21 protein-coding genes are annotated in these 22,470 nt (G+C 71.4%); 12 read left to right on the top strand and 9 right to left on the bottom strand.

Annotated elements, in window-relative coordinates:
- Positions 1-28: 28 nt before the first annotated feature.
- Positions 29-727, bottom strand: coding sequence for a GntR family transcriptional regulator (locus LO762_RS12565; RefSeq protein ID WP_230614788.1), 699 nt, complete (start codon positions 725-727; stop codon positions 29-31).
- Between the two features lie 134 nt (positions 728-861).
- On the opposite strand from LO762_RS12565, the gene LO762_RS12560 reads away from it, so the two are divergent.
- From LO762_RS12560 to LO762_RS12535, 6 genes are all read left to right on the top strand, one after another.
- Entirely contained in the window at positions 862-2,403 is a 1,542-nt protein-coding gene (locus LO762_RS12560; RefSeq protein ID WP_230614787.1) for an ABC transporter ATP-binding protein, read from the top strand.
- Positions 2,400-3,431, top strand: coding sequence for an ABC transporter permease (locus LO762_RS12555; protein WP_230614786.1), 1,032 nt, complete (start codon positions 2,400-2,402; stop codon positions 3,429-3,431). The genes LO762_RS12560 and LO762_RS12555 overlap by 4 nt, the downstream gene beginning before the upstream one ends.
- On the top strand, positions 3,428-4,348 hold the full coding sequence (locus LO762_RS12550; protein WP_230614785.1) for an ABC transporter permease: 921 nt from the start codon (positions 3,428-3,430) through the stop codon (positions 4,346-4,348). Before LO762_RS12555 ends, LO762_RS12550 begins: the two co-directional genes overlap by 4 nt.
- Positions 4,348-5,319: an ornithine cyclodeaminase family protein gene (locus LO762_RS12545; protein ID WP_230614784.1), complete on the top strand. Its 972-nt coding sequence runs from the start codon at positions 4,348-4,350 to the stop codon at positions 5,317-5,319. The genes LO762_RS12550 and LO762_RS12545 overlap by 1 nt, the downstream gene beginning before the upstream one ends.
- A gap of 2 nt (positions 5,320-5,321) precedes the next feature.
- Positions 5,322-6,488, top strand: a complete 1,167-nt coding sequence (locus LO762_RS12540) for an amidohydrolase (protein ID WP_230614783.1) — start codon at positions 5,322-5,324, stop codon at positions 6,486-6,488.
- A gap of 83 nt (positions 6,489-6,571) precedes the next feature.
- Positions 6,572-7,564: a BMP family protein gene (locus tag LO762_RS12535; protein ID WP_230614782.1), complete on the top strand. Its 993-nt coding sequence runs from the start codon at positions 6,572-6,574 to the stop codon at positions 7,562-7,564.
- 97 nt (positions 7,565-7,661) lie between these two features.
- Here the strand turns inward: LO762_RS12535 and LO762_RS12530 are convergent, their stop codons facing one another.
- The 5 genes from LO762_RS12530 to LO762_RS12510 form a co-directional block, all read right to left on the bottom strand.
- Positions 7,662-9,656, bottom strand: a complete 1,995-nt coding sequence (locus LO762_RS12530; RefSeq protein WP_230614781.1) for a hypothetical protein — start codon at positions 9,654-9,656, stop codon at positions 7,662-7,664.
- A complete protein-coding gene (locus tag LO762_RS12525) occupies positions 9,653-10,411 on the bottom strand; it encodes a hypothetical protein (protein WP_230614780.1) in 759 nt (252 codons plus the stop codon). The genes LO762_RS12530 and LO762_RS12525 overlap by 4 nt, the downstream gene beginning before the upstream one ends.
- Before the next feature lie 62 nt (positions 10,412-10,473).
- Entirely contained in the window at positions 10,474-11,106 is a 633-nt protein-coding gene (locus LO762_RS12520; RefSeq protein ID WP_230614779.1) for a Crp/Fnr family transcriptional regulator, read from the bottom strand.
- Between the two features lie 317 nt (positions 11,107-11,423).
- Complete coding sequence (locus LO762_RS12515) at positions 11,424-11,912, bottom strand: hypothetical protein (protein WP_230614778.1); 489 nt, start codon at positions 11,910-11,912, stop codon at positions 11,424-11,426.
- Between the two features lie 353 nt (positions 11,913-12,265).
- Complete coding sequence (locus tag LO762_RS12510) at positions 12,266-14,806, bottom strand: hypothetical protein (RefSeq protein WP_230614777.1); 2,541 nt, start codon at positions 14,804-14,806, stop codon at positions 12,266-12,268.
- A 145-nt stretch (positions 14,807-14,951) separates the two neighbouring features.
- Between LO762_RS12510 and LO762_RS12505 the strand changes: the two genes are divergently transcribed.
- The 5 genes from LO762_RS12505 (at position 14,952) to LO762_RS12485 (ending at position 19,213) form a co-directional block, all read left to right on the top strand.
- The gene (locus LO762_RS12505; RefSeq protein ID WP_230614776.1) at positions 14,952-16,139 is read left to right on the top strand and encodes a hypothetical protein; all 1,188 of its coding nucleotides are present in this window, start codon (positions 14,952-14,954) and stop codon (positions 16,137-16,139) included.
- Entirely contained in the window at positions 16,136-16,618 is a 483-nt protein-coding gene (locus tag LO762_RS12500) for a hypothetical protein (RefSeq protein ID WP_230614775.1), read from the top strand. Before LO762_RS12505 ends, LO762_RS12500 begins: the two co-directional genes overlap by 4 nt.
- A gap of 386 nt (positions 16,619-17,004) precedes the next feature.
- The gene (locus LO762_RS12495) at positions 17,005-17,760 is read left to right on the top strand and encodes an SDR family oxidoreductase (RefSeq protein ID WP_230614774.1); all 756 of its coding nucleotides are present in this window, start codon (positions 17,005-17,007) and stop codon (positions 17,758-17,760) included.
- A 16-nt stretch (positions 17,761-17,776) separates the two neighbouring features.
- On the top strand, positions 17,777-18,388 hold the full coding sequence (locus tag LO762_RS12490; RefSeq protein ID WP_230614773.1) for a TetR/AcrR family transcriptional regulator: 612 nt from the start codon (positions 17,777-17,779) through the stop codon (positions 18,386-18,388).
- A gap of 177 nt (positions 18,389-18,565) precedes the next feature.
- Entirely contained in the window at positions 18,566-19,213 is a 648-nt protein-coding gene (locus tag LO762_RS12485) for a DUF1275 family protein (protein WP_230614772.1), read from the top strand.
- Between the two features lie 76 nt (positions 19,214-19,289).
- Here LO762_RS12485 and LO762_RS12480 read toward each other — a convergent pair whose 3' ends face one another.
- The 3 genes from LO762_RS12480 to LO762_RS12470 are packed head-to-tail and all read right to left on the bottom strand — an operon-like array spanning position 19,290 to position 21,018.
- Complete coding sequence (locus tag LO762_RS12480) at positions 19,290-19,883, bottom strand: NUDIX domain-containing protein (protein ID WP_230614771.1); 594 nt, start codon at positions 19,881-19,883, stop codon at positions 19,290-19,292.
- Between the two features lie 24 nt (positions 19,884-19,907).
- Complete coding sequence (locus LO762_RS12475; RefSeq protein ID WP_374201552.1) at positions 19,908-20,318, bottom strand: acyl-CoA thioesterase; 411 nt, start codon at positions 20,316-20,318, stop codon at positions 19,908-19,910.
- Positions 20,319-20,328: 10 nt separating this feature from the next.
- The gene (locus LO762_RS12470) at positions 20,329-21,018 is read right to left on the bottom strand and encodes a nitroreductase family protein (RefSeq protein WP_230614769.1); all 690 of its coding nucleotides are present in this window, start codon (positions 21,016-21,018) and stop codon (positions 20,329-20,331) included.
- Between the two features lie 193 nt (positions 21,019-21,211).
- Here LO762_RS12470 and LO762_RS12465 point away from each other — a divergent pair, with 193 nt between their 5' ends.
- Positions 21,212-22,453: a GNAT family N-acetyltransferase gene (locus LO762_RS12465; protein WP_230614768.1), complete on the top strand. Its 1,242-nt coding sequence runs from the start codon at positions 21,212-21,214 to the stop codon at positions 22,451-22,453.
- Positions 22,454-22,470: the final 17 nt, after the last annotated feature.

Below are 22,470 nucleotides of genomic sequence, written 5' to 3'. Positions count from 1 at the left end.
CACAACACGGAACGCGTCCGGACGCGGGTCAGGGTTTGCGGCGGCGGCGGGTTCGGGCTATGGCTTCGGGGTCGAGGTGGGGTTCGGACCAGGTGGAGGCCAGGGCCAGGGAGGGGGCCCGGCCCGCGGCTATGTGGGCGTAGGCGGCGGCCGCGGCGGCGTCGGCGTTGCCGGAGGCGATGAGGTCGAACAGCACCTCGTGTTCGGTGCACTGCTCGGCCGGGTCGCGCGAGGACGTCAGGCGGAACAGCCACTCGGTGCGGGCGGCCAGCGGCGTCATGATCGAGGTGAGCAGCGGGTTGCCCGCCAGCGCGATGATCTCGGCGTGGAACGCGGCGTTCGCGGCGGCGATGCGCGGGACGTCACGGGCCTCCGTCGCGGCGCGGCACTCGGCCAGGCGGTCCGCCAGCGCCTTGACGGACTCGGTGGAGGCGCGCGCGGCGGCGAGCCGTGCGGCGAGCGACTCGAGCGACTCGCGGACGTCGAACAGGTCGCGGACGTCGGCGGGCGTGAACGGCGAGACCAGCGCGCCCTTGCCGGGCACCAGCACGACGAGGCCCTCGGCCGCGAGCATCCGCATCGCCTCGCGCAGGGGGATGCGGGAGATGTTCAGCTCGGCCGCCAGGTCACGTTCGACGAGGCGCTCTCCGGGCTTCAGGGCCACCTCGACGATGCGCCGCCGGAGCGTCGCGTAGGCGAGGTCGCGTACGGAGCCCGGTTCAGACACGGCACCTCACAGTGATAGCGCCCGGTCACAGGAGTCTCCCGATTCCGGGTTTGCACGGTCGAAACATTCACGCAACACCTCTGCCATGGGCAGGCACCACCTTTAGCGGTATACCACTAAGGAGGGAGGCCCAGGTGGAGCCTGCTCTGGAGCTTACCGGCGTCGGAAAGACGTTCGGAGAGGTCCGCGCCCTCGACGCCGTCGACCTGACCGTCCGCGCGGGGGAGGTGCACTGCGTGCTCGGCGAGAACGGCGCCGGGAAGTCGACGCTGTGCAACCTCGTCTTCGGCTCGGCCGCCCTCGACGAGGGGGAGATGCGCCTGTACGGCGCGCCCTACCGGCCGCGTAGGCCCGCCGAGGCGCTACGGCTCGGCGTCGCGATGGTGCACCAGCACTTCAGCCTCGTGCCCGAACTGACGGTCGGGGAGAACCTGCTGCTGGCCGAGCGCGCCCGGCTGCGCCCGCCCGACCTCACCGGACGCGTCAAGGCGATCGAGGAGGAGTACGGCCTCGCCGTCGATCTCGCGGCGCCCGTCGCCGGCCTGCCCGTGGGCGAGCGGCAGAGCGTCGAGATCGTCAAGTGCCTGCTGCGCGACCCCCGGCTGCTGCTCCTCGACGAGCCGACCGCGGTGCTCGGCCCCGCCGAGGTGCGCGCGCTGCTGGCGACCTGCCGCCGCGTCGCCGAGACGGGCCGCGCCGTCGTCCTGGTCACGCACAAGCTCGGCGAGGTCGAGCGGGCCGGAGACGCCGCCACCGTCCTGCGCGGCGGGAAGGTCGCCGGGAGCGGCCCGCTCGCCGGATTCAGCCGCGACGAACTCGTCAGGCTCATGGTCGGCAGAGAACTCGCCGACCTCGACCCGCTGCTCGCCGCGGGCCTCGACGCGACCGAGGCGCCCGCGCCCCGCACACCGCGCGAGACCGCAGGCGAACCCGTCGCCCGGCTCCGCGGCCTCCGGCTGCGCTCCGATCACGGCCCGGATGTGCTGGACGGTGTTGACCTGGAGCTCAGAGCGGGCGAGATCGTCGGGGTGGCCGGGGTCGAGGGCAACGGGCAGAGTGAGCTGGTCGCGGTCCTCTCCGGCGCGCTCAGCGCCGACGAGGGGGTGTTCGAGCTCGACGGGGTCGACCTCACCCGGGCGGCCCCCGCCGTGCGGACGGCGGCGGGACTCGGCGTCATCCCTGAGGACCGGCACCACGAGGGGTGCGTCACGGGCATGTCGGTTGCGGAGAACCTCTTCCTCGGCCGCCTTCGCGAGTTCCGCAGGTTCGGCCTCCTGGACCGTAAGGCGATGCGCGCCGGTGCCGCGCGGGCCGTCGCCGAGCACGGCATCCGCGCCTCCGGGCCGGACGCGCCCCTGCACACGCTGTCCGGAGGCAACCAGCAGAAGGTGGTCGTCGCAAGGGAACTCGCGCTGGACCCGTTGCGCCTCCTGATCGCCGCGCAACCCACCCGCGGCCTGGACATCGGCGCCGTGGACGCCGTCCTCACCCGGGTCCGCGACGCCGCCGCGCGCGGGGCGGCCGTCCTCGTCGTCTCCAGCGAACTCGCGGAGCTGCTCACCCTGTGCGACCGCGTCATGGTCGCCTACCGGGGCCGTCTCCTCGGCCCCGTCGCCCCCGACGCGCCCGGCGCGCGCGACGAGATCGGAAAGCTGATGCTCGGAGCGGCGACATGAGAAGGGATCTGCTGGTCTACGGCGGCGCGGTACTCGTCGCCGTCCTGGTCGGGCTCGCCTTGGCGGCCGGAGGCGGGGCCGCCCCGGACGTCGCGGGGCGGGCGCTGTGGGACGGCATGTTCGGCTCCCCCTACGCGTTCGGCAGCGCGCTCAACACGACCGCCGTCCTGGCGCTCATAGCGACCGGCTTCACCATCGCGCACCGCGCGGGCCTGGTGAACGTCGGCGGCGAAGGGCAGATGGCGTTGGGCGGGATCGCTGCGACGGCCGTAGGCGTCTCCCTGCCTGCGGGTACCCCGGCGGTACTCGCCCTGACGGCTCTGCTTATCGCCGGGTTCGCGGGCGGCGCCCTGTGGGCGGGTGTCGCCGCCTGGCTGCGGGTGCGGCGCGGCGTCAACGAGGTCATCACGACGCTGCTGCTGAACTTCGTCGGCCTGTGCCTTGTCCTGCTCGCCGTGCACGAGGAGGCGCTCCTCCGCCAGCCGGTCACGTCAGCGGACACGCTGCCTCAGTCCGAGCCGCTTGTCGAGGCCGCTCGGCTGCCGCTTCTTGGACCGCCCGAATCACCCGCGACCATCGCGATCGTGCTTGCGGCCGTCTCCGTCATCGTCGCCGCGCTGCTCCTGCGGCACACCGCCACCGGGACGCGCCTTACGGCCGTCGGGATGTCCGAGCCCGCCGCCGCCCGCCTCGGCCTGCCCGTCGGACGGCTCCAGGCGGGATCCCTCGCCGTCGCGGGCGGCCTTGCCGGGGTCGCGGGCGCGACCCTCATCGCGACGGTGCCTTACGTGCTCGCGGAGCACTTCACCTCCGGGTACGGGTTCACCGGCCTCGTCGTCGGCCTGCTGGCCCGGGGCAGCCTTACCGCCGTCGCGGGGATCTCCCTCGCCTTCGGGCTCCTGGCCTCCGGCGGCATCAACCTCCAGCTCGCGGCCGGGGTGCCCGCCGCGTCGGTGCAGGTCGTGCAGAGCGTGCTCATCATCTGCGTCGCGGGCGCCGTGATCTTCCGGAAGGGGGCGGCGCGATGAGCGCGTTCGCCGAACTCGTCGACGGCGGCGTCCGTCTCGCGATCCCGCTGCTCGTCGCGTCGGCGGGCGAGCTGGTGAGCGAGCGTGCCGGGGTGCTCAACATGAGCGTCGAGGGGATCATGCTGACCGGGGCGTTCGCGGGCGCGGTCGGCGCGCACACGACGGGCAGCGCCTCGGCGGGCCTGCTGTGCGCGCTCGTCGCGGGGCTGCTGGCGGCGGCGCTCCAGGCGGTGCTCAGCGTGACGCTGCGGGCCGACCAGATCGTGACCGGGGTCGCCGCCAACGCGCTCGCCCTGGGCGCGACGACCTATGGCGCCCGCCTGTACTTCACCGAGGGACGGACGGTGCCCGGCTTTGACCCGGTGGCGCTTCCCCTCTTGTCCGACATTCCCGTCATCGGGCCCGCGCTGTTCGACCAGAGCGTGCTCGGCTACGGCTGCGTCCTGCTCACCGTCCTCCTCGCCGTGCTGTTCGGCCGCCGCACCGGCTTCGGCCTCGCCGTCACCGCGATCGGCGCCGACGCCGAGACCGCCGACCGGTCGGGCCTGCCCGTCAACGCCGTCCGGTTCGGCGCCGTGCTGCTCGTGGGCGTCACGTCGGCGCTCGCCGGGGCCCACCTGGCCCTCGCCGACGTGCACGCCTTCACCGACAATCTGACGGCCGGGGCGGGCTATCTGGCGGTCGCCGCGGTCATCGCCGGACGCTGGCGGGCCTGGCCGACCCTCGCCGCCTGCGCGTTCTTCGGCCTCGCCCAGGCCCTCCAGTTCGCCGCGCCCGCCTTCGGCATCCACCTCCCGACGGCCGTCCTTGTCATGTCCCCCTATCTGCTCGCCGTCGTCGCGGTGAGCGGCCTGGTCGGCGCCAGCAGGGCGCCCGCCGGGCTCACCCGCCCCTTCGCCCGAGAGGCACGCGCCTGATGACCCTCATCCTCACCCGCTCCGACGTGCTCGCGCTCATCGCGTACCCGGAGGTCATCGCGGCGGTCCGGCGCGCGCACGAGGACCTGGCGCGCGGCCAGGCGGTGCTGCCCGCGCCGCCCGCCCTGCGGCTGCCGGGGTCGGACGCCGCGTTCCTCGTCATGGCCGCCGCCTCCCGGCCCGCCGGGCTCGCCACCGTCAAGCTGCTCGCCGACGTGCCCGCCAACCGCGCGCGCGGGCTGCCCGTGCAGAGGTCGGCGATCCTGGCGGTGTCGGCCGCTGACGGAGGCTGCGAGGCGCTCGTGGACGGCGGCGCCGTCACCCGGTTCCGCACGGCTGCCGCCTCCGCCGTCGCGACCCAAGCGCTGGCACGTCCCGGCAGCAGGGTCCTCGGCTTCGTCGGTGCGGGGGCGCTCGCCCATGCGCACCTCGAAGCGCTGCGTTCGGTCATGCCGTTCAGCGAGGTCATCGTCTGGAGCCGGACGGAGGCGACGGCACGTGCTTTCGCCGCCAAGAACGGCGCGCGGGCCCTGCCGACGGCCGAGGAGGTGGTGCGCTCCTGCGACGTGCTGTGCACGCTCACCCCGTCCAAGGAACCTCTCGTGGAAGGTAAATGGTTCCGTCCCGGCCTGCACGTCAACGCGGTAGGGGCACCGCCCAGGGCCGACCATCGGGAGATCGACACCGAGGGGATCCGCAGGGCGCGCGTCGTCGTCGACAGCCGGTTGACCGCCCTGCACGAGTCGGGAGACGTGCTCATCCCGCTCGCCGAAGGCGCGATCGGCCCGTCCCACTTCGAGGACGAGCTGGGAGAGGTGCTCACCGGGGCGCGTCCCGGCCGCACCGACCGCAAGCAGATCACCCTGTTCAACTCGCTGGGCGTCGGCCTCCAGGACTTGGCCGCCGCCCGCCTGCTCATCGACGCCGCCCGCGCGCGCGGGATCGGCACCGAGATCGACCTCGCGGAGTGACGATGGACCTCCTACTACGCGGCGCCCTGCTGCCCGGCCGTACGGCGCTCACGGATCTGCTGCTCTCCGACGGCTTGGTGGCAGCCGAGGGCGCCGACTTGCCTTCCGGGGCTCCGGAGCTGGACGTAGGCGGGCGGCTGGTCCTGCCCGCGTTCGTCGACGCGCACTGCCATCTGGACAAGACGCTGTGGGGCGGGCCTTGGGTGCCGAACACGGCGGGGCCGCACCTTCAGGACAAGATCGACTACACCCGGCGGCGGCGCGCGGAGTTCGCCGTGCCGTCCGCGGACCGGATCGAGGCGCTGCTCCGGCACGTCGCCTCCCTCGGGACGGCACACGTCCGGACGCACACCGACATCTCCCCCGAGTTCGGACTCGACGGGTTCCATGCGGTCCGGGCGGCGGCCGACCGGGTCGCCGACCTCGTCACCGTCGAGCAGGTCGCGTTCCCGCAGTACGGGATGCTCACCAACCCGGGCACCGCCGAGCTGATGGCCGAGGCGCTGCGGACGGGCGCGGCCCAGGTCGTCGGCGGGATCGACCCGGCCGGGCTGGAACGCGACCCGGTGCGCCACCTCGACGTGGTGTTCGGCCTCGCGGCCGAGCACGGCGTCCCCGTCGACCTGCACCTGCACGACAGGGGTTCGCTCGGCGCCTACGAGTACGAGCTGATCATCGAGCGGACCCTTTCCACCGGAATGTCGGGGCGGGTGACGATCGGGCACGGCTACGCGCTCGGCGACGTCTCCGGGCCGCGTCAGGCCGAGCTCGTCAGCGGGCTGGCCGAGGCCGGGATCAGCGTGGTGACGTGCGCGGCGCACTCCGACCCTGTCCTGCCGATCCTGGCGATGGCGGAGGCGGGCGCCAACCTTGCGGCGGGCAACGACGGCATCCGGGACCTCTGGTCGCCCTACGGAGACGGGGACATGCTCGCGCGCGCGCATCGGATCGCCGAGCGGGCCGAGCTGTACGCCGATCCGGAGATCGAGCTGGCGCTCACGGCGGCGACCCACGGGGGAGCGCGCGCCCTCGGGCTGCCCGCGCACGGGACCGCCGTCGGGGTCGCCGCCGACCTTGTCATCGTCGAGGCGCGCACTGTGGCTGAGGCCGTGATGTCCAGGCCGTCGTCCAGGCTCGTTCTGCGTGCCGGAGTGGTCGTCTCACGCTGATTACGTCGGTGAAACCACGCCGAAACGATCGCCCACTTGACTTAACGGTATACCACTAAGGCTCTGGCCAGAGGAGACCCCCGATGCACAAGACCTCCCTCGCCGCGGCGGCCCTGCTCGCCGTCGGACTCACCGCCACCGCCTGCGGCGGCGACTCCGGCTCCGACGCGGACGGCGGCGCCGACAAGATCAAGGTCGGCGTCATGTTCCCCGGCTCGCTGTCCGACGACGGCTTCATGCAGTCCGGCTACGAGGGCTACCAGCGGATCGAGAAGAACCTCTCGGACAAGGTCGCGCTCACCAAGGTCGAGCAGGTCGCCGCCGCCGACTACCAGCAGGTCCTCACCCGCCTCGCGACCGGCGCCGACCTCGTCGTCTCGTTCGGCGGCCAGACCGACTCCGTGCTCAGGCAGGTCGCCCCGACGTTCCCCGACGTCAAGTTCGTCGAGATCGGCGGCCCGTCCGACGCCGTCCCGCTCACGAACCTCGCCTACTACGACCCGGTCCAGGCCGACGGCGGCTTCCTCGCCGGGGCCTACGCCGCCCTCATCAGCAAGGACGGCAAGGTCGGGTTCGTCGGCGGCATGGAGCTGCCCGCGATCGTCAAGACGGCCGAGGCGTTCGCGCAGGGCGCCAAGCACGTCCGCCCCGACGTCGAGGTGCTCAAGCCGCAGTACGTCGGCGACTTCAACGACGTCGCCAAGGCCCGCCAGGCAGGGCAGGCCATGGTAGGCGGCGGCGCCCAGGCGTTCGGCCAGCAGCTCAACCTGGGCAAGCAGGGCCTCGTCCAGGCCGCCCTCAACGGAGACGCCACCGTCATCGGAGGCCCCCTGGTCAAGGAGTGCGGCTCCGAGCCCGGCTACGCCGGCTACGTCAAGAGCGACACCGGCGCCGAACTCGAACACGCCGTCAACGCCGTCCTGGACGGCACCTACAAGGCCGCCCAGGTCCCCTTCGGCATGGCCTCCGGCACCAACGCCACCGACATCATCCTCTGCGACCCCACCCCCGAAACCGCGACAAAGATGACCGAAGTCAAGGAAGCCCTCACCAACGGCGACATCAAACTCCCCTAACCCCCACCCCACCAGGGTGACGGCCCCTCCCGGCCGTCACCCTTCGCCGTCTCCCGGCAGCGCGCCAACTGCGGCGATGCCTTCGCCTGCCGAAGCCTCACCCCGTGGCGAACCTCCGGACGCGGACGTAGGCGGCCAGAAGAAGACGAGTCCACCACGGTTCGATGAGAGGCACGACGACGTCTTCCCTGAGCCGTCTGCGCTCCCGGTCACGGGGGCGCTCGGCGGCCCACGCCCGCACCGCGCCAACGACGATCGCGGCGGCGGTCGGATGGCCCTCATGGGCGACCTCACGCACCCCGGTCAGCGGATCCCAGGGCACCTCGTGCAAGGCGGCCACCACCGCGGCGCGCCGTTCCGGATCGGCGAGCGCCGCGTCGAGCCAGTGCCGCAGCACCGGCCGCCACAGGCCGCCGTCCAGCCGCACCGCGGCCCGCCACACCGCACCCGGCTCGCGCGGGTCGCGCCGGTCCAGCACGTCGAGGGGATCGGGTGCGGCGTCGGGCGCGGTGAGCGTCAGGAAGAGCAGCGCCCCCGCACGCGTCCGGCGCGTCCGCCCGATCGTTGACAGCCCGCCGCCGCCGGGCGCGCACCACACGAAAGCCGCGCCGAGCGCGAGGCCGGGCCGCCCGGCCGAGGCGATCCCGGCCGCCGCCCGCACGACGGCGTGCGCGACCTGGTCGTCGCCGTGGGTCGCCAGATGCTTCAGGCGGGTGAGGGCCATCGTCGGATAGACCTGCCCGAGTACCTCGCACACCGCCGCCACGACCAACTTGAGCGGCTGCGGGGTACGCGCCGCCCGAGCCCACTCGTACAGCGCGCGACGTACGGTCGCCCCCGCGTTCCTGTCCACGCAGGCGTAGGCGAGTGCGACGAAGGCGAGCCGGGGTCTTCCCGCGCTCGCCCAACGACGAGCCGTCGCGGTGATCAAGGCCGCGGCCCCGTGCGCGGCGGCGAACTCCGTGAACGCCCGCGCCAGGTCCTCCCGCCGCGATTCCGGGACCTGCGGGTCGCCGGGTACCGTCGCGTACCAGGACAGGAGGGGCTCGCGCGCCGGAGGCTGCTCCGTCCAGAGGTGGTGCAGGACGGCGGCCGCGTACCCGTGCCGGGCGAAGGCGATCCCGTCGGCGTCGTCGGCCGCCTCGTCGGCGGCGAGCAGGCCGCGCAGCGCCGACACGGGCGGCCACACCAGACCGTCGCCGTTCACCGTCACCGAGAAGCGGGCGGCGAGGGCGCGGGCCGGTCCGTACACCGCGTCCGCCGGGACGGGCGTGAGAACCGCTGAGGCGGCCAGCAGGGCCCGTTCGCACGGGTCGGGATGGTGGGAGAACCAGGCGGTCAGCTCGCTGCCCCAACGCGCGAACGAGCGCTCGGCCTCCTCGCGCAGCGCCTCGGGCGGGCCACCCTTGCGCGTGACGCCCGCGACGATCTCGGCGAGCCTGCCTCCGTCCACCGGAAGCAGCCCGTCCAGCAGCCTCGCCGCGGCCTCCCAGGACGTCCACCCGTCGGGCAGCCTCCTTGCGCGCAGGTGGCGGCGGTACACGGCGAGCGCGGACGGCGGATCTATCTCGACGGGGACGAGCCACCCGTCGAGCCGCGCCGTGTCCTGCGCGCGGCCGAGCACGACCACGTGCGCGCCCACCGCCCCGGCCCGCTCCAGGCAGTCGAGCAGGGCCGTCCTGGCGGATTCCGAGGACAGGTCGGGAGCCGCGACGAGATACCCGTGCCGCCCATTGGCCGAGACCTCCTCCGGATCGTCCGCGCCGGGCGAGAACGCGCGGATCGGGACACCCGGCGCGACGGCCCGCAGGGCGGCGACCGCCGTCGTCCGCCGGCCGCCGCCAACGGGTCCGGTAAGCAGGACCGCGCCCTCCGCCGCGAGCACCTTGACCACGGTGTCATGGTTCGCGCACGGCACATGGAAGGAGAGGATCTCCGCGATGTGCCCGTCGCCCACCGTGAGGCTCGGGTTCCCGCGCATGATCTTGATCTGTTGCTGGACGAAGTCTCCTCCCGTCCAGTTGCCCACGGCGAAGAACGAGTCGTCGCCTGACGCGTCCACCGGGCCGGCGAAAGCGGACGCGGTGCTCACGACCGCCCCTGGTGGAAGCTGCCCTGCGTCCAGTTGCCTACCGCGTTGTTCACGCCGTCGCCCTGCACGCTGATCGGCCCCCACGAAGGCAAGCCGGACGGCAGCGGGCCGGAGGGGGCCGGATCGGGTTCGGCCGTCTGTCCTGCGGCCGGAGACGGCGGCTCCCGCCGGGACGGGACGGGAACGTAAAGATAGGCGGTCTGATCGAAGCGCTTCACCCGCGCGCGCACGGGCTCCAGACGGCTCGGATGCAGTCCGGACGCACCCGAGACGACGACGTCCTCATAAACCCGCGCCGAGAGGCAGACCGCGAGCCGGGTGACGTCGGGATGGCTTCCCTTCAGCGCCTCCCGGACCGGCTCGCAGTCCAGGAGCCGGTGCACTTCGTTCGTCGCGGTGGAGATCCCCGCCGTCACCGGGTCGGTGTCGTCCACCGCCCCCACGTGGAGCGCCATCCGCAGGCGCAGGCCGAGCCCGTCCGCACGCAGGGCGCGCGCCCGTTCTGACAGCGCGCCCTGCAGCAGATCCGGGAAAGGGTGGACGAGCGGCGGCAGCGCCTCGTGCGGAACGAGTAGGAAGACACTGTCCCCAGCCGTCTGGGGGCGGCCCGCCTCCCATACGTCCGCCAGGGAGGCACCGGAGAACGCGGTGTCGAGGGCGGCGAGCATCGCGCGGTGCAGAACGGGCAGCTCGTTGTCGGAGTTGCCGCTGTAGTCCTCGATGTCGACGGCGAACAGACCTCGGTACGGGTGCATGGTGGAGCCCTTTCATTGGGGCTTCCACCTTCCGGCGACGGTCTGTCGGGGAATGTCTGAAATCAGACGTTCGGCTGGCTCAGCCCGGCCAGCGCGGCCAGGGCGTCGCCGTCGAGGATGCGGACCCTCCGGCGCAGCGTCACGACGACGCCGAGGTCACGCAGCGTGCCGAGTTCCGCCGCGACGGTACTGCGCGCCAGGCCGGTCGCACTGCCGAGGTCGGTCTGGTCCAGGGGGACTTCGCCGGGGGTCGCCTGGGACAGGCGCAGGAGCGCGCGGGCGAGCAGGCGGCCGGCGGGTAGCGTCGCCATCTCGGCGCGCCACGCCTCGCCCTCGCGGACCCGCCCGTAGGCGTGCCGGAGGAGGTCCCAGGAGAGGCCGTGGCGCTGGAGGAGCACGACGAACCGGTCGGCGGTGAGCATCTTGGCCTCGACGCGGGTCAGCGCCGTCACGGTCGCCGAACGCGTCGAGCCGCCGAGCACCGAGTACTCGCCGAGCAGTTCGCCGCGGCCGCGTACCGCGAGGAGCAGCTCTGATCCGTCCTCCTGCGTCTGGAGGACCTTCACCTGGCCTGACACGACGGCGAGAACATGGGTGGCCGACTCGCCTTGGCGCATCAAGGGGCGGCCGGGAAGGTAGGTGCGCGGTGAGCCGTGGTGGAAGAGGGTCATCCATTCCTTCGAAGCGGTCTGCATGACTCTGTGTCTCATGGAGGGGGCTCGGGACGCCACGGTGGGACGGGCCGCTGCGCGGGTTTCGGGGGTGAAGGGGATAAGGGATAAGCCTTGATCGAGTGTCAGTGAAGGCGGACACACCACTGAACGTGATCGTGATTGCTTGAGTTGCCTCCGCTAACGGCCTGCGCTCCCGGAGGCCGGAGGCGACTTCACGGCGACGGGCTGGTGGTTGCGGAGGCCCGAGGCTGCCCACCGCGACGGCCCTTTGCGGGCTCCGTGTCGTCACTGGTCAGATCCTGGTCCTCCGTACTCGGAACAGGCTCTCGCTGCGTTGGTCAGCTATCCGAGTCGGAGAGGCTATCGATTACGGCCTTGCCACCGAGGGCAGCGAGGACTGATCCGGCGACGACCCCGACCACGACGCCTACCGTCTTGAGGTTCTCCGACAGGGACTTCTTGTTCTCAGAATCCTTCTTGTACGACATTTGGGCCAGCTCTATGAGCTTCTCGTTGATGTCCCTCCTGTCCTCGGAGGGCATATCGTCGGTCAGCTGCGCCTTGAAGATCTCCCGGGTCTCCCGGAGGTCTTCGTGGAAGGCGTCCTGGCTGTGCATGTTGGCGATGAGCGTGGCGGAGTGCGTCCGCTCCAAGGTGTTCAGGGCTCCAGCGGCGAACTCTTTGAACACCGGGAACTGCTCGATGATCTTGATGGCGACCTCGGTATCGAGATCGGGCATCATCGCCGCAAACTTGAGAATCTTGTCCTTAGACACGTTCCGAAACGAGTCGATTCCCAACGTCCGCTTGATCTCGGCCTCACCCATACCACCCACGCCTAGCTCCTCAGCATCTCCCGGCTTTCTCCCCGAACTCTAGGAGTATGCGGCGTTCTGTGGGGGGATGTGCGGGACAGAGGAGCCAGACACGAACCCTGAGCACCCCCGGAGGGCCGGGGCGTGGCTAGGTGTTGTGGGGGATGTTTTCGGGATTCCAACAGGAAGGGCAGTAGCCGAGACGGAGGTGTCGGGCCTTGCGTTCGGTCTTGCAGGCGAGGCACTTTCTCAGGCGTTCGCCGGGAGGGGTCTCGCTGGGGACTCTGCCGCGTTCCCAGGCGTAGGGCTTGTGTCGGCGGGCCTGCTTGGGCTTGTGGGGTGCGTTCTTGCGCATCGGGTGCTCCTTAGGTGGTGGTCTTGTTGCGGCGGCTGACGCTCTTGCGGCACGTGTCGGAGGCGTAGCTCTGGCGGCCAGTGAGGGGGGTCTCGCAGCCGCACGGGCAGGTTCGGGCGGGGGTGGTGGGTTCGGGGTGGTGGTCTCGCCAGTAGCCGAGTACGGACGGCCAGGGATGTTCGGGGGTGCGGGTGGGGATGTCCGGTAGGTCGGTGAGGGCCAGGCGTAGGGCGGTGAGGGTGAGGGCGTGGCGTAGGTCGGGCTGGGGTTCGGCTCCTGCTCGGATGCGGTAGATGGTGCGGTCGGTGACGGTGGCCTTGATCGTCGGATCGTTGGTGATCAACTGGGCTAGTTGGTCGGCAGGGATGCGGGACAGGAGGCGGAGGGCCAGGGAGCGCCAGGCGGCATCGGGCTCGGTGTAGTCGGCCTGTACTTCGTCGGGGTCGCTGATCAGTCCGGCCTGTACCTCGTGGAGATCGTTGGTTTCCTTGCCGAGGTGGTGGAGGGAGGGGGCTCGGACGGGGAGGCGTCGGAGTAGGCCCGTGGTGTCCTGGGTGCTGGGGGTTCCGTCGGGGGCCGCCGCCTTGCGTTCGGGGTGTCGCCGGTAGGCGTTGAGGACTTCGCGGTAGGTGCGGGCTCGGGCGGTGTCGGGCGGGCGGTTGGTCTCGTCGTAGGCGTCGGGGTCGGTGGTGAGCTTGTAGGGGCCTTGGTCGGGGGCGTGGCGGTTGCGCCAGTCGAGGGTGTTCCAGGTGGACGGGTCGGGGTTGTAGGGGGCGACGAGGAGGAAGGGAGCGTCAGGGGCGACGCTGGCCGGGCGTCCGTTCAGCGAGAGATGAGCGGTGAGCATGAAGCCCCAGGGCTTGATCTGATCGCGGTAGGGGCCGGGGTCGGTGTTGAACGCTCGCAGTTGGGCGGGTCGCGTGATCGTGGTGCGGGACAGGGCGGGTCGGTCGAGACATGCGGGTTCGGTGACCTTGACGCCGTGGACATCGGCGATGATCAATTCCCAGAGCTGGCGAATCCAGTCCCGATCAGGGCTGTCGGGGTCGGTGGGGTTCAGGAGGTGCCCGAGTCCGTGCTCACTGTGCTTGACCATGCCGCCGGGCTCGTCGTCGGGGAGATCGAGCACGCGGGGCGTGCCGTCGGGCCGGAGTTGGTAGCAGGCGTACCGCTTCGCGGAGATCGCCAGGCACCACGCGGAGAGTTCGTGCTTGAGTAGTTCGGGCACGGTGTCCGGGTCGTAGGGGTTGAGGGTGTCGAAGCGTCGCCTGATCTGCTCTACCTGGCTGTAGGTGAGGGCTCGGACGGCGGGGCGTCCGTCGTCGGTGAGGTGGGGGCCGCCGGGGCACGGGATGAGGGTTCCGTGCTCGTCGGCCACGATCGCCATGGAGTCGGTATCCGCGAGCGCCCACACGCCGCCGGAGTCGGTGACGCACTTCTCCAGCATCGCGAGCAGCAGGCGGCCAGCGCCCGTGATACACGCGGCCAGGGGCGGGAAGCAGCGTTCGGCGGGTGCCTCGGGGCGGTCCACGCGGGTGGTCCACGATTCGGTGGGAGCGCCGTATACCCGGACGGGGGTGAGCTTGCGGCCGGATGCCCGTTCCCTGTGCATCTCCACATGGATGCCGTAGCTTCCCGCGTTGGCGAGGATCTTGAGGAACGCGTGCGTCCGGCAGCCAGCGCACCCGCACGGGGCATCGTGGTCCCGCGTCGCCGTCTTGAGTCGCTGGCGCTCCTGGACGACTTCGCGGAAGAAGTCTCCGTCAGCGGGGTCCACGGGAAGGACACCCCGGAGGTTGACGGGCTTGAGGCCGTCGGCGGTGCCTTCGGGGGCGAAGCGGAACGCGGCCTGGATCTCCGGCACGTGGCCGGTGAGGATCTTGGACGCTGCGAGATCCGCGAGGGTGAACCAGAGCGGTTCGGGGCTGTAGAGGGGGTTGACCGCGTTGGACCATGAGCGGTCGGTGCCGTACCTGGCCTTGACGGGAAGGATGTCGCCGGACGGCTTGATCTGTGCGATGCCAACGAGCTGGGGCCAGGTCTCGGGCCGGAACAGATCGTCAAGGGTGAGGCTGTCGAGCCAGGCGGCTACGTCGGCGGTGGCGTCCGTCGCGGTGATGGTGCATGACGTCAGGTGGGGCCAGAGTCCGAGCAGGGCGTCAACGGTGGGGTACATGCTGGTGAAGTCCACGAGCGAGATGGGCACGGGGGTGTTGCGGATGTGGCATTCGGAGCGTCCGCCGAAGAACGCCGACATGGCGTGCCCGAGGATCTGCGGCGGGAAGTCGGGGCAGCGTTCCAGGGGCGGAATGATCCCCATGGCGTCCAGGTACGCCTTCGCGATGGACGCGGGTGAGTAGGCGTACGGGGCCGTTAGGTTGACGGGGTGTCGCTCGAATTCCGCGAGCGTCGCCGCCATGAGTCCGGCGGTGGCCAGCACGTCACGTCGGCAGTAATCGACGTAGGCGGGGGTGATGACGCCGTGCCCGCCGCCAGGGTCGCCCTTGCCCTCGTGGACGCCGAACGCCTGGCACGCGTCCGCGAGAGACATGCTCTTGCCGGTGAGAGCGAACGTGAGGGTCCGGACGTCCAGGAACCTGCCGCGATAGCCCTTGCGGCCTTCCTCTATCGCCGTGAACCCGATGAAGGTCCGCTTACCGTCGATGCCCCCCGGTGAGACGCCTCACGAGGCCACCATGACCAGGCAGGAACTCACGGAGACCTCCGGCCCCGAACTCTGGCAGGCAGCACGTACGGTTGAGGACATCGCCCGCTTCACCCTCACCGATCTCATGCTTGACCGACGCGAAGCCACTCAGCAGATAGGCGCTCTCCTCCTCGGAGTCGCCCTCACCGAGCCGCTGGAACACTGGGTTCTCAGAGGCCGTCCTCTCCCCACGCTCAGCCGCCCCGGCAGCGTGGACGAAGAGGAGATCCGACGTATCGAGACGACGACCAAGGCACTCCGCCACTGGGACCGGCGGTTCCGCATGGGCATCCGCCGCAAAGCCGTCGTCGGCCAGATGAACGAGGTGGCCCAACTCCTCCGCGAGCACCAGGCCCCCGACATCGCCCGCCGACTCTTCGAAGTTCTCGCCGAACTCGCGAAGATTGCCGCGTCCATGTCCTATGACGCCGGGCTCCACCCCCTCGCCCAGCGGTACTACCGGCTATCACTCCGAGCCGCCCACGCCTCCGGCGAATCCGGCCGTCTCTTCGGAGCGAACATCCTCGCCGCGATGGCCCGCCAGATGCTCGACCTAGGCCGCCCCGAAGACGCCCTGGACCTCATCCGCCTCGCCCTGGACGGAGTGCGCACCGACGCCCCTGGACGCGTCCTGTCCATGCTCCGCACCCGAGAAGGATGGGCCTACGCCAAGACCGGCCGCGTCCAGGCGTTCCACCGTGCGGTGGGCCAGGCGGAAGAGACGTTCCACGAGCCCGTAACCACCCGGCTGCCCTACTGGATCACCCCGTTCGACGCCTCCGAACTCGCGGGGGTCATCGGCGGCCGGTACCGAGACCTCGCTCTCGCACAGGCCCGTGAAGGTCGCCCCTACACCGATCTCGCTCAGCGTTCGGCCACCTACATCACCAGCGCCTTGGAACTCCGAGCACCCCGACGCCTCCGCAATCGGGCCTTCGATCTCATCGGACTCGGACGGGCTCACCTCCTGCTCAACGAGCGAGAGGAAGCCGTCCACGTCATCCGCCAGGCCGTCACGATCGAAGACGCCATTAACTCCGGTCGCGTGGAACGCCGCCTCCATGACTTCCACCGCGAGTCCGCCAGGTACAAGGATTCAACCGAGATCGCAGACCTACGCGGCGAACTCGCCGAACGCTTCCGCACCAGAGCCGCCACCCTCAAGGAGACAGCGTGACCCGGATCGGCATCACCGGCCACTCCAACCTCACCGACGCCACCGCCGATCTCGTCTACGAGGCCATCCGCGAAGCCCTCGCCCCTCACACAGGCCCCGACCTCATCGGCATCTCATGCCTCGCCGTCGGCGCAGACCAGATCTTCGCCCAGGTCGTCCTAGACGTCGGAGGCCGCCTGGAGGTCGTCCTACCGGCCCCCGACTACCGCGACCGCAAGGTAACCCCCGACAACCTCAAGACCTTCGACACCCTCCTCACGAAGGCCGAAACCGTCCACTACACCGACCACCCCACCTCCGGCCGCCCCGCCTACATGGCGGCAAGCAGAATCCTCACTGCCCTCTCAGACCACCTCTTCGCCGTCTGGGACGGAGGCCCCTCAGGCGGCCACGGAGGCACCGCCGACGTCGTCACCCACGCCCGCACCGAAGACAAGCCCGTCACCATCCTCTGGCCCACCGGCTCCACCCGATCCTGATCCTCGGAGCAGCCACCCACATCAGAGACCACCATGGGAGGACACCCCGACGTGAATCGCTTCGGGCCTTCGAAGGCACCAAGCCGTCGCGGTGGATCGCCTCGGATCTTCGGGAGCATCAGACCGTTGCGGTGGACCGTCCCGGGCTTCGGGAGGGTGAAGCGGTGCATCGGACAAGCACTAGGAAGCTACGGAGATCGTGCGATTCCTCGCGGTAGTAACGATCAGTAACCGTGTCCGGGCTACTGACGTCTTACAGACGTCTCTTTCTAATCCCGTTTCGGGGGTGAAGTAACCCGTGGGTTAGTTTGGGTGGGGGTGGGAGGGGGGTGGGGGGAGGGGGCTGGTTAGACTTCGGGGTGATCACGGGTAGGGCGGGAGACGGTATGGATCTGTTTCGGTTGGATGGGAAGAAGGCGCTGGTCACCGGGGGGACTCGGGGGATCGGGCTGATGATCGCGCGGGGGCTGCTCCAGGCGGGGGCGGCGAAGGTCGTGATCAGTTCTCGGAAGGCCGACGCGGTGGAGGCCGCCGTCAAGGAGCTGTCGCGGTACGGGGACGTCGAGGGGGTGCCCGCAGACGTCTCCACCGAGGAGGCGTGCAAGGAGCTCGCCTCCGCTATCGACGGGCCGCTGCACATCCTCGTGAACAACGCGGGCGCCACCTGGGGCGCGCCGCTGGAGGAGTTCCCGGCGTCGGCGTGGGACAAGGTGCTCGACCTCAACCTGAAGTCGCCGTTCTTCCTGACCCGCGCCCTGCTGCCGAACCTGCGGGAGGCGGCCACGCCGGACGACCCCGCGCGGGTCATCAACATCGGCTCCATCGACGGGATCATGACGCCGGGCGAGCGCTACTCCTACACCGCGAGCAAGGCGGGAATCCATCAGCTCACCCGGGTCTTGGCCAAGGAGCTCGGGCCGCAGGCCATCACCGTCAACGCGGTGGCGCCGGGGCCGTTCGAGTCCAAGATGATGGCGGCGACGCTCGACGCGTTCGGCGACCTCGTCGCGCAGGCGGTCCCGGTGAAGCGCATCGGCCGTCCCGACGACATGGCGGGCGTCGCCGTGTTCCTGTCGAGCCGGGCCGGCGCGTACGTCAACGGGGCGGTCATCCCCGTGGACGGCGGCCTCACGGTCGCCTGAGCGGGACGGACGGGCGATGGCGGCGGTCACCCTGGCCGAGGCGTGGGAGGAGCTGCCCGCGACCGCCCAGCGGCTGCTGAGGGCGGCGATCGAGGCGTTCGGCGAGCACGGGTACCACGGCGCGTCGACGCGGCAGATCGCGGTGCGCGCGGGCATGAGCCCCGCCGCCCTCTACATGCATTTCCCGACAAAAGAGGAAATCCTCTATCAGATCGCCCAGTCCGGGCATGAGGTGCATCTGGAGCTGGTGCGCCGCGCGGCCGAGGCGGCGGGTCCGGACCCGTCGGCGCGCGTCGCCGCGATCGTGCAGACGTCGGTGCTCTTCCACGCCGAGCACCACAGCCTCGCCCGCGTCATCCAGCACGAACACCCGTCGCTCACCGACGACCACCAGCGGGCGCTGCTGAAGCTCCGCCGCGAGACCGACTCGCTTCTCGCGGACGCCGTGGCTGACGGGGTCGCGCAGGGCGTCTTCGACCCCGAGGAGGCGCCGACCGCCACCGTGGCGATCCTCTCGCTTGCCATCGACGTGGCCCGCTGGTTCCCCACCCAGCGCCGCCGCACCCCCACGGACATCGCGGCGTCCTACACGCACCTGTCCCTGCGCATGCTCCACCCGCCCGCCTGACGACGGCCCTGACAGGTCCGGTAGAACACCCGCCCCGTACGCGGCAGGCACCCCGAGCGCGCGGAGGCGGTTCCCATCCGGCGCGTCCTGGGTCGCCTCGTGGTCGAGTTCCTCGCGCACGGGCTTCTTGGAGTTCTGGGGTGGGCGTGGCGGGGGAGGGTTCAGGGAGTGGGGGAGGTGTCTGGGCCGCAGCGGGCGGCGGCGGTGACGTTGGCGGCGTGCGCGGGAGCGGTGGACCTGCTGTCGTTGACGTCGCTGGGCGGAGCCTTCGCCGGGATCGTGACCGGGAACCTCGTGAACATCGTCTATGGGATCTGCATGGGCAAGTGGGGGCCTGCGGCGTCGGCGGCCATCGCGGTGCTCGCGTTCAGCGTGGGCGCGCTGACGTGGGCGTGGGCGTGGCGCGGCGAGTCGCGGGTGCTGGTGGCGCCGCTGCTCGCCCAGCTCGGCCTGCTTCTGGTGCTCGGCTTCGGCTGGATCGCGGCCGAGGGCAGGCCGGGCGCCGTCACGGGCGCGCTTCTCCTCGCGACGGGGGCGTTCGCGCTCGGCGGGCAGAGCATCACCGCCCTGCGGGTCCCCGCTCCCACGACCTACCTGACGGGCGGGCTCACCGTCGCCCTACGCGACCTCGCGCGCGGCACCTTCAACGACAGGATGGCGATCCCCCTCCAGCTCATCGGGCTCCTGTCGGGGGCGGCCGCCGCAGGGATCCTCATCATGGCCGGAAGCCGCCTCGTGGCGTTCCTGCCCGCGCTGCTGGTGACGCTGGCACTGCTCTTCCACGCCGAGCACCTACGCCGTCTCCGGGTGGGCACTTCCCCTTGACGCCTTGCTTTGGGGTTCCCCTGAGCCTTCGTCAGGCGCCGGACGGGAGGTGCGCGGGCCGTCAAAGAGCCACGGGTCAGCGGCAGGTGTGCGCCTGGTGGTGCAGCAGCGCGTCGATCGCGGTGAGCGCGGCGGCCGAGACGGTGACCAGCGCGGCGTCGACGAGCCAACGCACCCACACGGGTTGAAGGCCCGGGGAGGCGTCGAAGGCAGCCTCGCTGACATCACCACAGGCGAAGGCGGCCGTCCGGTCCGCAAGGGACTGGACCTCAGCGGGTGTGTACCAGCGGGCCCCGCGCGTCTCGGTAGGAGAGGGCGTGAGCAGGCCCGTCGCGGGCGCCCGGTAGACGCGCCACGCATGGCCCGGCTCCCGTCCCGGCAGGAGGGGACGGCGGCAGGGCGAGATCCGCCAGCCGCGCGTGACCTCCTCCAGATCGGCCACCGCGACCGTCAGCCCGAGCTCCTCCTCGACCTCGGCCACCGCCGCGGCGCGGAAGGACGTGTCCTCGTCGACGGTCCCGTCGGGGCGCAGCACCGCGTGGTCGTCGAAGACGTGCCCGGCGGCGGGCGCGATCCCCGCGGGCGGCTGGGCGCGGGTGAGCAGCACCAGACGGCCCGCGGCGTCCGCGACGATCACCCCGGTCGAGGCGTTGTCGCATATGTCGGTCATGGCGGTTTCCTCCCAGCCCGGCGGTCAGGACACGGCGAGCCGCTCCATCGCCTCACGCATCCGGCCCGCGATCGGCACCGGACGCCGGGTGACGCGGTCGGTGAACACGTGCGTGAAATCGCCGCTCGCGATGAGGGTCTCGCCGTCCGCGCGGAACAGCCCGACCTCGTAGCGCACGCTCGACGTGCCGAGCTTCCCGATCCGCATCCCGACCCTGAGCGTCTCCGGGAACGCGGCCTCGGCCTTGTACTCGCAGCGCGAGGCCACGCACATGCCTATGACGTCGTCCTTGCGCGGATCGAAGCCCGCCTCGCGGATCAGCCACGTGTTGACGACCGTGTCCATCATCTCGTAGTGGATGACGTTGTTCATGTGGCCGTAGCAGTCGTTGTCGTTCCACCGCGTGGGAACGTCCACCCAATACCGGTAAGTCACGCCCGGCATCCTACGGTCCGGTAACTTCGGGGGTGAGAGGCGGCCCGCCGAAGGAGTCGATCCAAGCGAAGTCCTCGACCTTCGTGCGCTTCAACCGGGTCGGCCTTCGCGCCGGGTAGCCGAGAAGCACGGTCGAGACGATGGCGAAGTTCTCCGGAACCCCCAGAAGGCTCCGCACGGCCTCCTCCTCCCGGACGTGCATCGTCGTCATGACCCCTCCGAGCCCCTCCTCGCGCGCCGCGAGCAGCAGGCTCCAGACGAACGGATACAGGGATCCGCCGCCCGCGAAGGTGTAGCGGTCGTGGTCGCGGTCCACGGCGGCGAGCACGTCGAGGTCGCCCAGCACGACGAGCATCGCGGGCACCTCGTCGAGGTGCCTCACGAACTCCCCGGCCGGGTCGCCCGACGGCCCCGCGGCGATCGCGGCCGCCTCGGCCGCCCGGTCCGCCGTCGGCGACCAGGCCCGCAGCCCGGCCTGCCCGATCGCCACGTAGTCCCGCCACGCGCCCGCGTACAGGTCGCGCAGCTCCCGCCGCAGCCCCGGATCCTTGACGACGACGACCCGCCAGCCCTGCTGGTTGCCCCCGCTCGGCGCGAACCGCGCGGAGTCCAGCACCCGGTACAGCGCCTCGTCCGAGACCGGCGCACGGGTGAACTCACGGATCGCGGCGGTCCCGCGCAACGCCTCAAGCAGCTCCATCCCCGCATGCTCCCACGCCCCGTGCCACCCTCACCCCACCGCCTACCGAGCCCACCTCCGCCTGGACCACTGACCCCGCGCCCTCCAGCCCCAACGAGAGCAGGCACGGCCGCCCCGACGTCCCGGCCGACCGGGTGGGGCGGAAAACCGGTGGACGGGGTCGGTAACGTCGGTGGGGAGAGGGGGGCGCGTGATGGCTGTGGAGATTCGTGAGGTGGGGGTAGCGGAGCTCGGGGAGTTCCGGCGGGCGGAGGCCGTGGGGTTCCATCACGAGCCGTCGGCGACCGAGGCCGACATCGAGCACCTCGCGGCGCTGCTGACGCGGCCCGGAGAGCTGCTGGGGGCCTTCGACGGGGGCCGGTGCGTCGCGACGTATCACAGCTTCCCGCACGAGGTGACGGCGCCCGGCGGCGCGTTCGTGCCGTCCAACGCGGTGTCGCGGGTGACGGTGACGCCCACCCACCGGCGGCGCGGCCTGCTCACCCGGATGATCACGGAGGATCTGCGGGTGGCACGGGAGCGGGGCGAGATCCTCGCGTCGCTCATAGCCGCCGAGTACCCGATCTACGGGCGGTTCGGGTTCGGGCCCGCCGCCTGGCTCGCCGACTACCGCGTCGACCTGCCACGGGCCGGGGCGACGTCGCGCTGGTCGGTGCCCGAGGAGGGCACGCTCGCGCACGTCGATCCCGAACGGGTGATGGCCGAGGGGCCCGCCCTGCACGACCGGATGCGCGCGCTGCGGCACGGCGTGGTGACCCGGCCGCTGCCGTGGTGGCGGCGGCTCGCGGGCCTGTACCGGCCGTCCGACGAGCGGTGGACGACGCCCGTCCACCTGCTCTACACGGCCGACGACGGCACGGTCGAGGGGCTCGCCACCTACCGGTCCAATGGGAAATGGGAGGGTTCGCGCCCCGCCGCGACGCTCACCGTGCAGGACCTCATCGCGACGACGCCCGCCGCCGAGCGCGCCCTGTGGCGGCACCTGTGCTCGATCGACTGGGCGGTCGCCGTCGAGACGGGCGGCCGCGCCCCCGACGACACACTTCCGCACTGGCTCGGCGATCCCCGCGCCGCCGTTGTCCGGACTTACTACGACTCCCTCTGGCTCCGTCCCCTCGACGTCCCGCGCCTCCTGGAGTCCCGTGCCTACCCGGCCGAGGCCGACCTCGTGCTCGACGTGCACGACCCGCAGGGCCTCACCCCCGGCCGCTTCCTCCTCCAGGCCACCCCCGACGGCGCCTCCTGCACCCCCACCACCCGCACCGCCGACCTCACCCTCGACGTCGGCGCCCTGGCCACCCTCTGGATCGGCGACGACTCCGCCCACCGCCTCTCCGCCACCGCCCGCCTCACCCCCCACACCCCGGACGCCCTCACCCGCGCCGACCTCCTCTTCCCCACCCCCCGTCGCCCCTGGTGCCCCGACATCTTCTGACCCCGCCCACCCAGACC

Origin of the sequence: Actinocorallia sp. API 0066, from assembly GCF_020991275.1 — a bacterium.
Lineage (GTDB): Bacteria > Actinomycetota > Actinomycetes > Streptosporangiales > Streptosporangiaceae > Actinocorallia.
This window is presented reverse-complemented; position numbering and strand designations above follow the sequence as displayed.

Coding starts and splice junctions, on each gene's coding strand:
- LO762_RS12555 (WP_230614786.1), top strand. CDS start 2,400: ATGAGAAGGGATCTGCTGGTCTACGGCGGCGCGGTACTCGTCGCCGTC.
- LO762_RS12550 (WP_230614785.1), top strand. CDS start 3,428: ATGAGCGCGTTCGCCGAACTCGTCGACGGCGGCGTCCGTCTCGCGATC.
- LO762_RS12545 (WP_230614784.1), top strand. CDS start 4,348: ATGACCCTCATCCTCACCCGCTCCGACGTGCTCGCGCTCATCGCGTAC.
- LO762_RS12540 (WP_230614783.1), top strand. CDS start 5,322: ATGGACCTCCTACTACGCGGCGCCCTGCTGCCCGGCCGTACGGCGCTC.
- LO762_RS12535 (WP_230614782.1), top strand. CDS start 6,572: ATGCACAAGACCTCCCTCGCCGCGGCGGCCCTGCTCGCCGTCGGACTC.
- LO762_RS12525 (WP_230614780.1), bottom strand. CDS start 10,411: ATGCACCCGTACCGAGGTCTGTTCGCCGTCGACATCGAGGACTACAGC.
- LO762_RS12520 (WP_230614779.1), bottom strand. CDS start 11,106: ATGCAGACCGCTTCGAAGGAATGGATGACCCTCTTCCACCACGGCTCA.
- LO762_RS12515 (WP_230614778.1), bottom strand. CDS start 11,912: ATGGGTGAGGCCGAGATCAAGCGGACGTTGGGAATCGACTCGTTTCGG.
- LO762_RS12510 (WP_230614777.1), bottom strand. CDS start 14,806: ATGTCTCTCGCGGACGCGTGCCAGGCGTTCGGCGTCCACGAGGGCAAG.
- LO762_RS12505 (WP_230614776.1), top strand. CDS start 14,952: ATGACCAGGCAGGAACTCACGGAGACCTCCGGCCCCGAACTCTGGCAG.
- LO762_RS12495 (WP_230614774.1), top strand. CDS start 17,005: ATGGATCTGTTTCGGTTGGATGGGAAGAAGGCGCTGGTCACCGGGGGG.
- LO762_RS12490 (WP_230614773.1), top strand. CDS start 17,777: ATGGCGGCGGTCACCCTGGCCGAGGCGTGGGAGGAGCTGCCCGCGACC.
- LO762_RS12480 (WP_230614771.1), bottom strand. CDS start 19,883: ATGACCGACATATGCGACAACGCCTCGACCGGGGTGATCGTCGCGGAC.
- LO762_RS12470 (WP_230614769.1), bottom strand. CDS start 21,018: ATGGAGCTGCTTGAGGCGTTGCGCGGGACCGCCGCGATCCGTGAGTTC.
- LO762_RS12465 (WP_230614768.1), top strand. CDS start 21,212: ATGGCTGTGGAGATTCGTGAGGTGGGGGTAGCGGAGCTCGGGGAGTTC.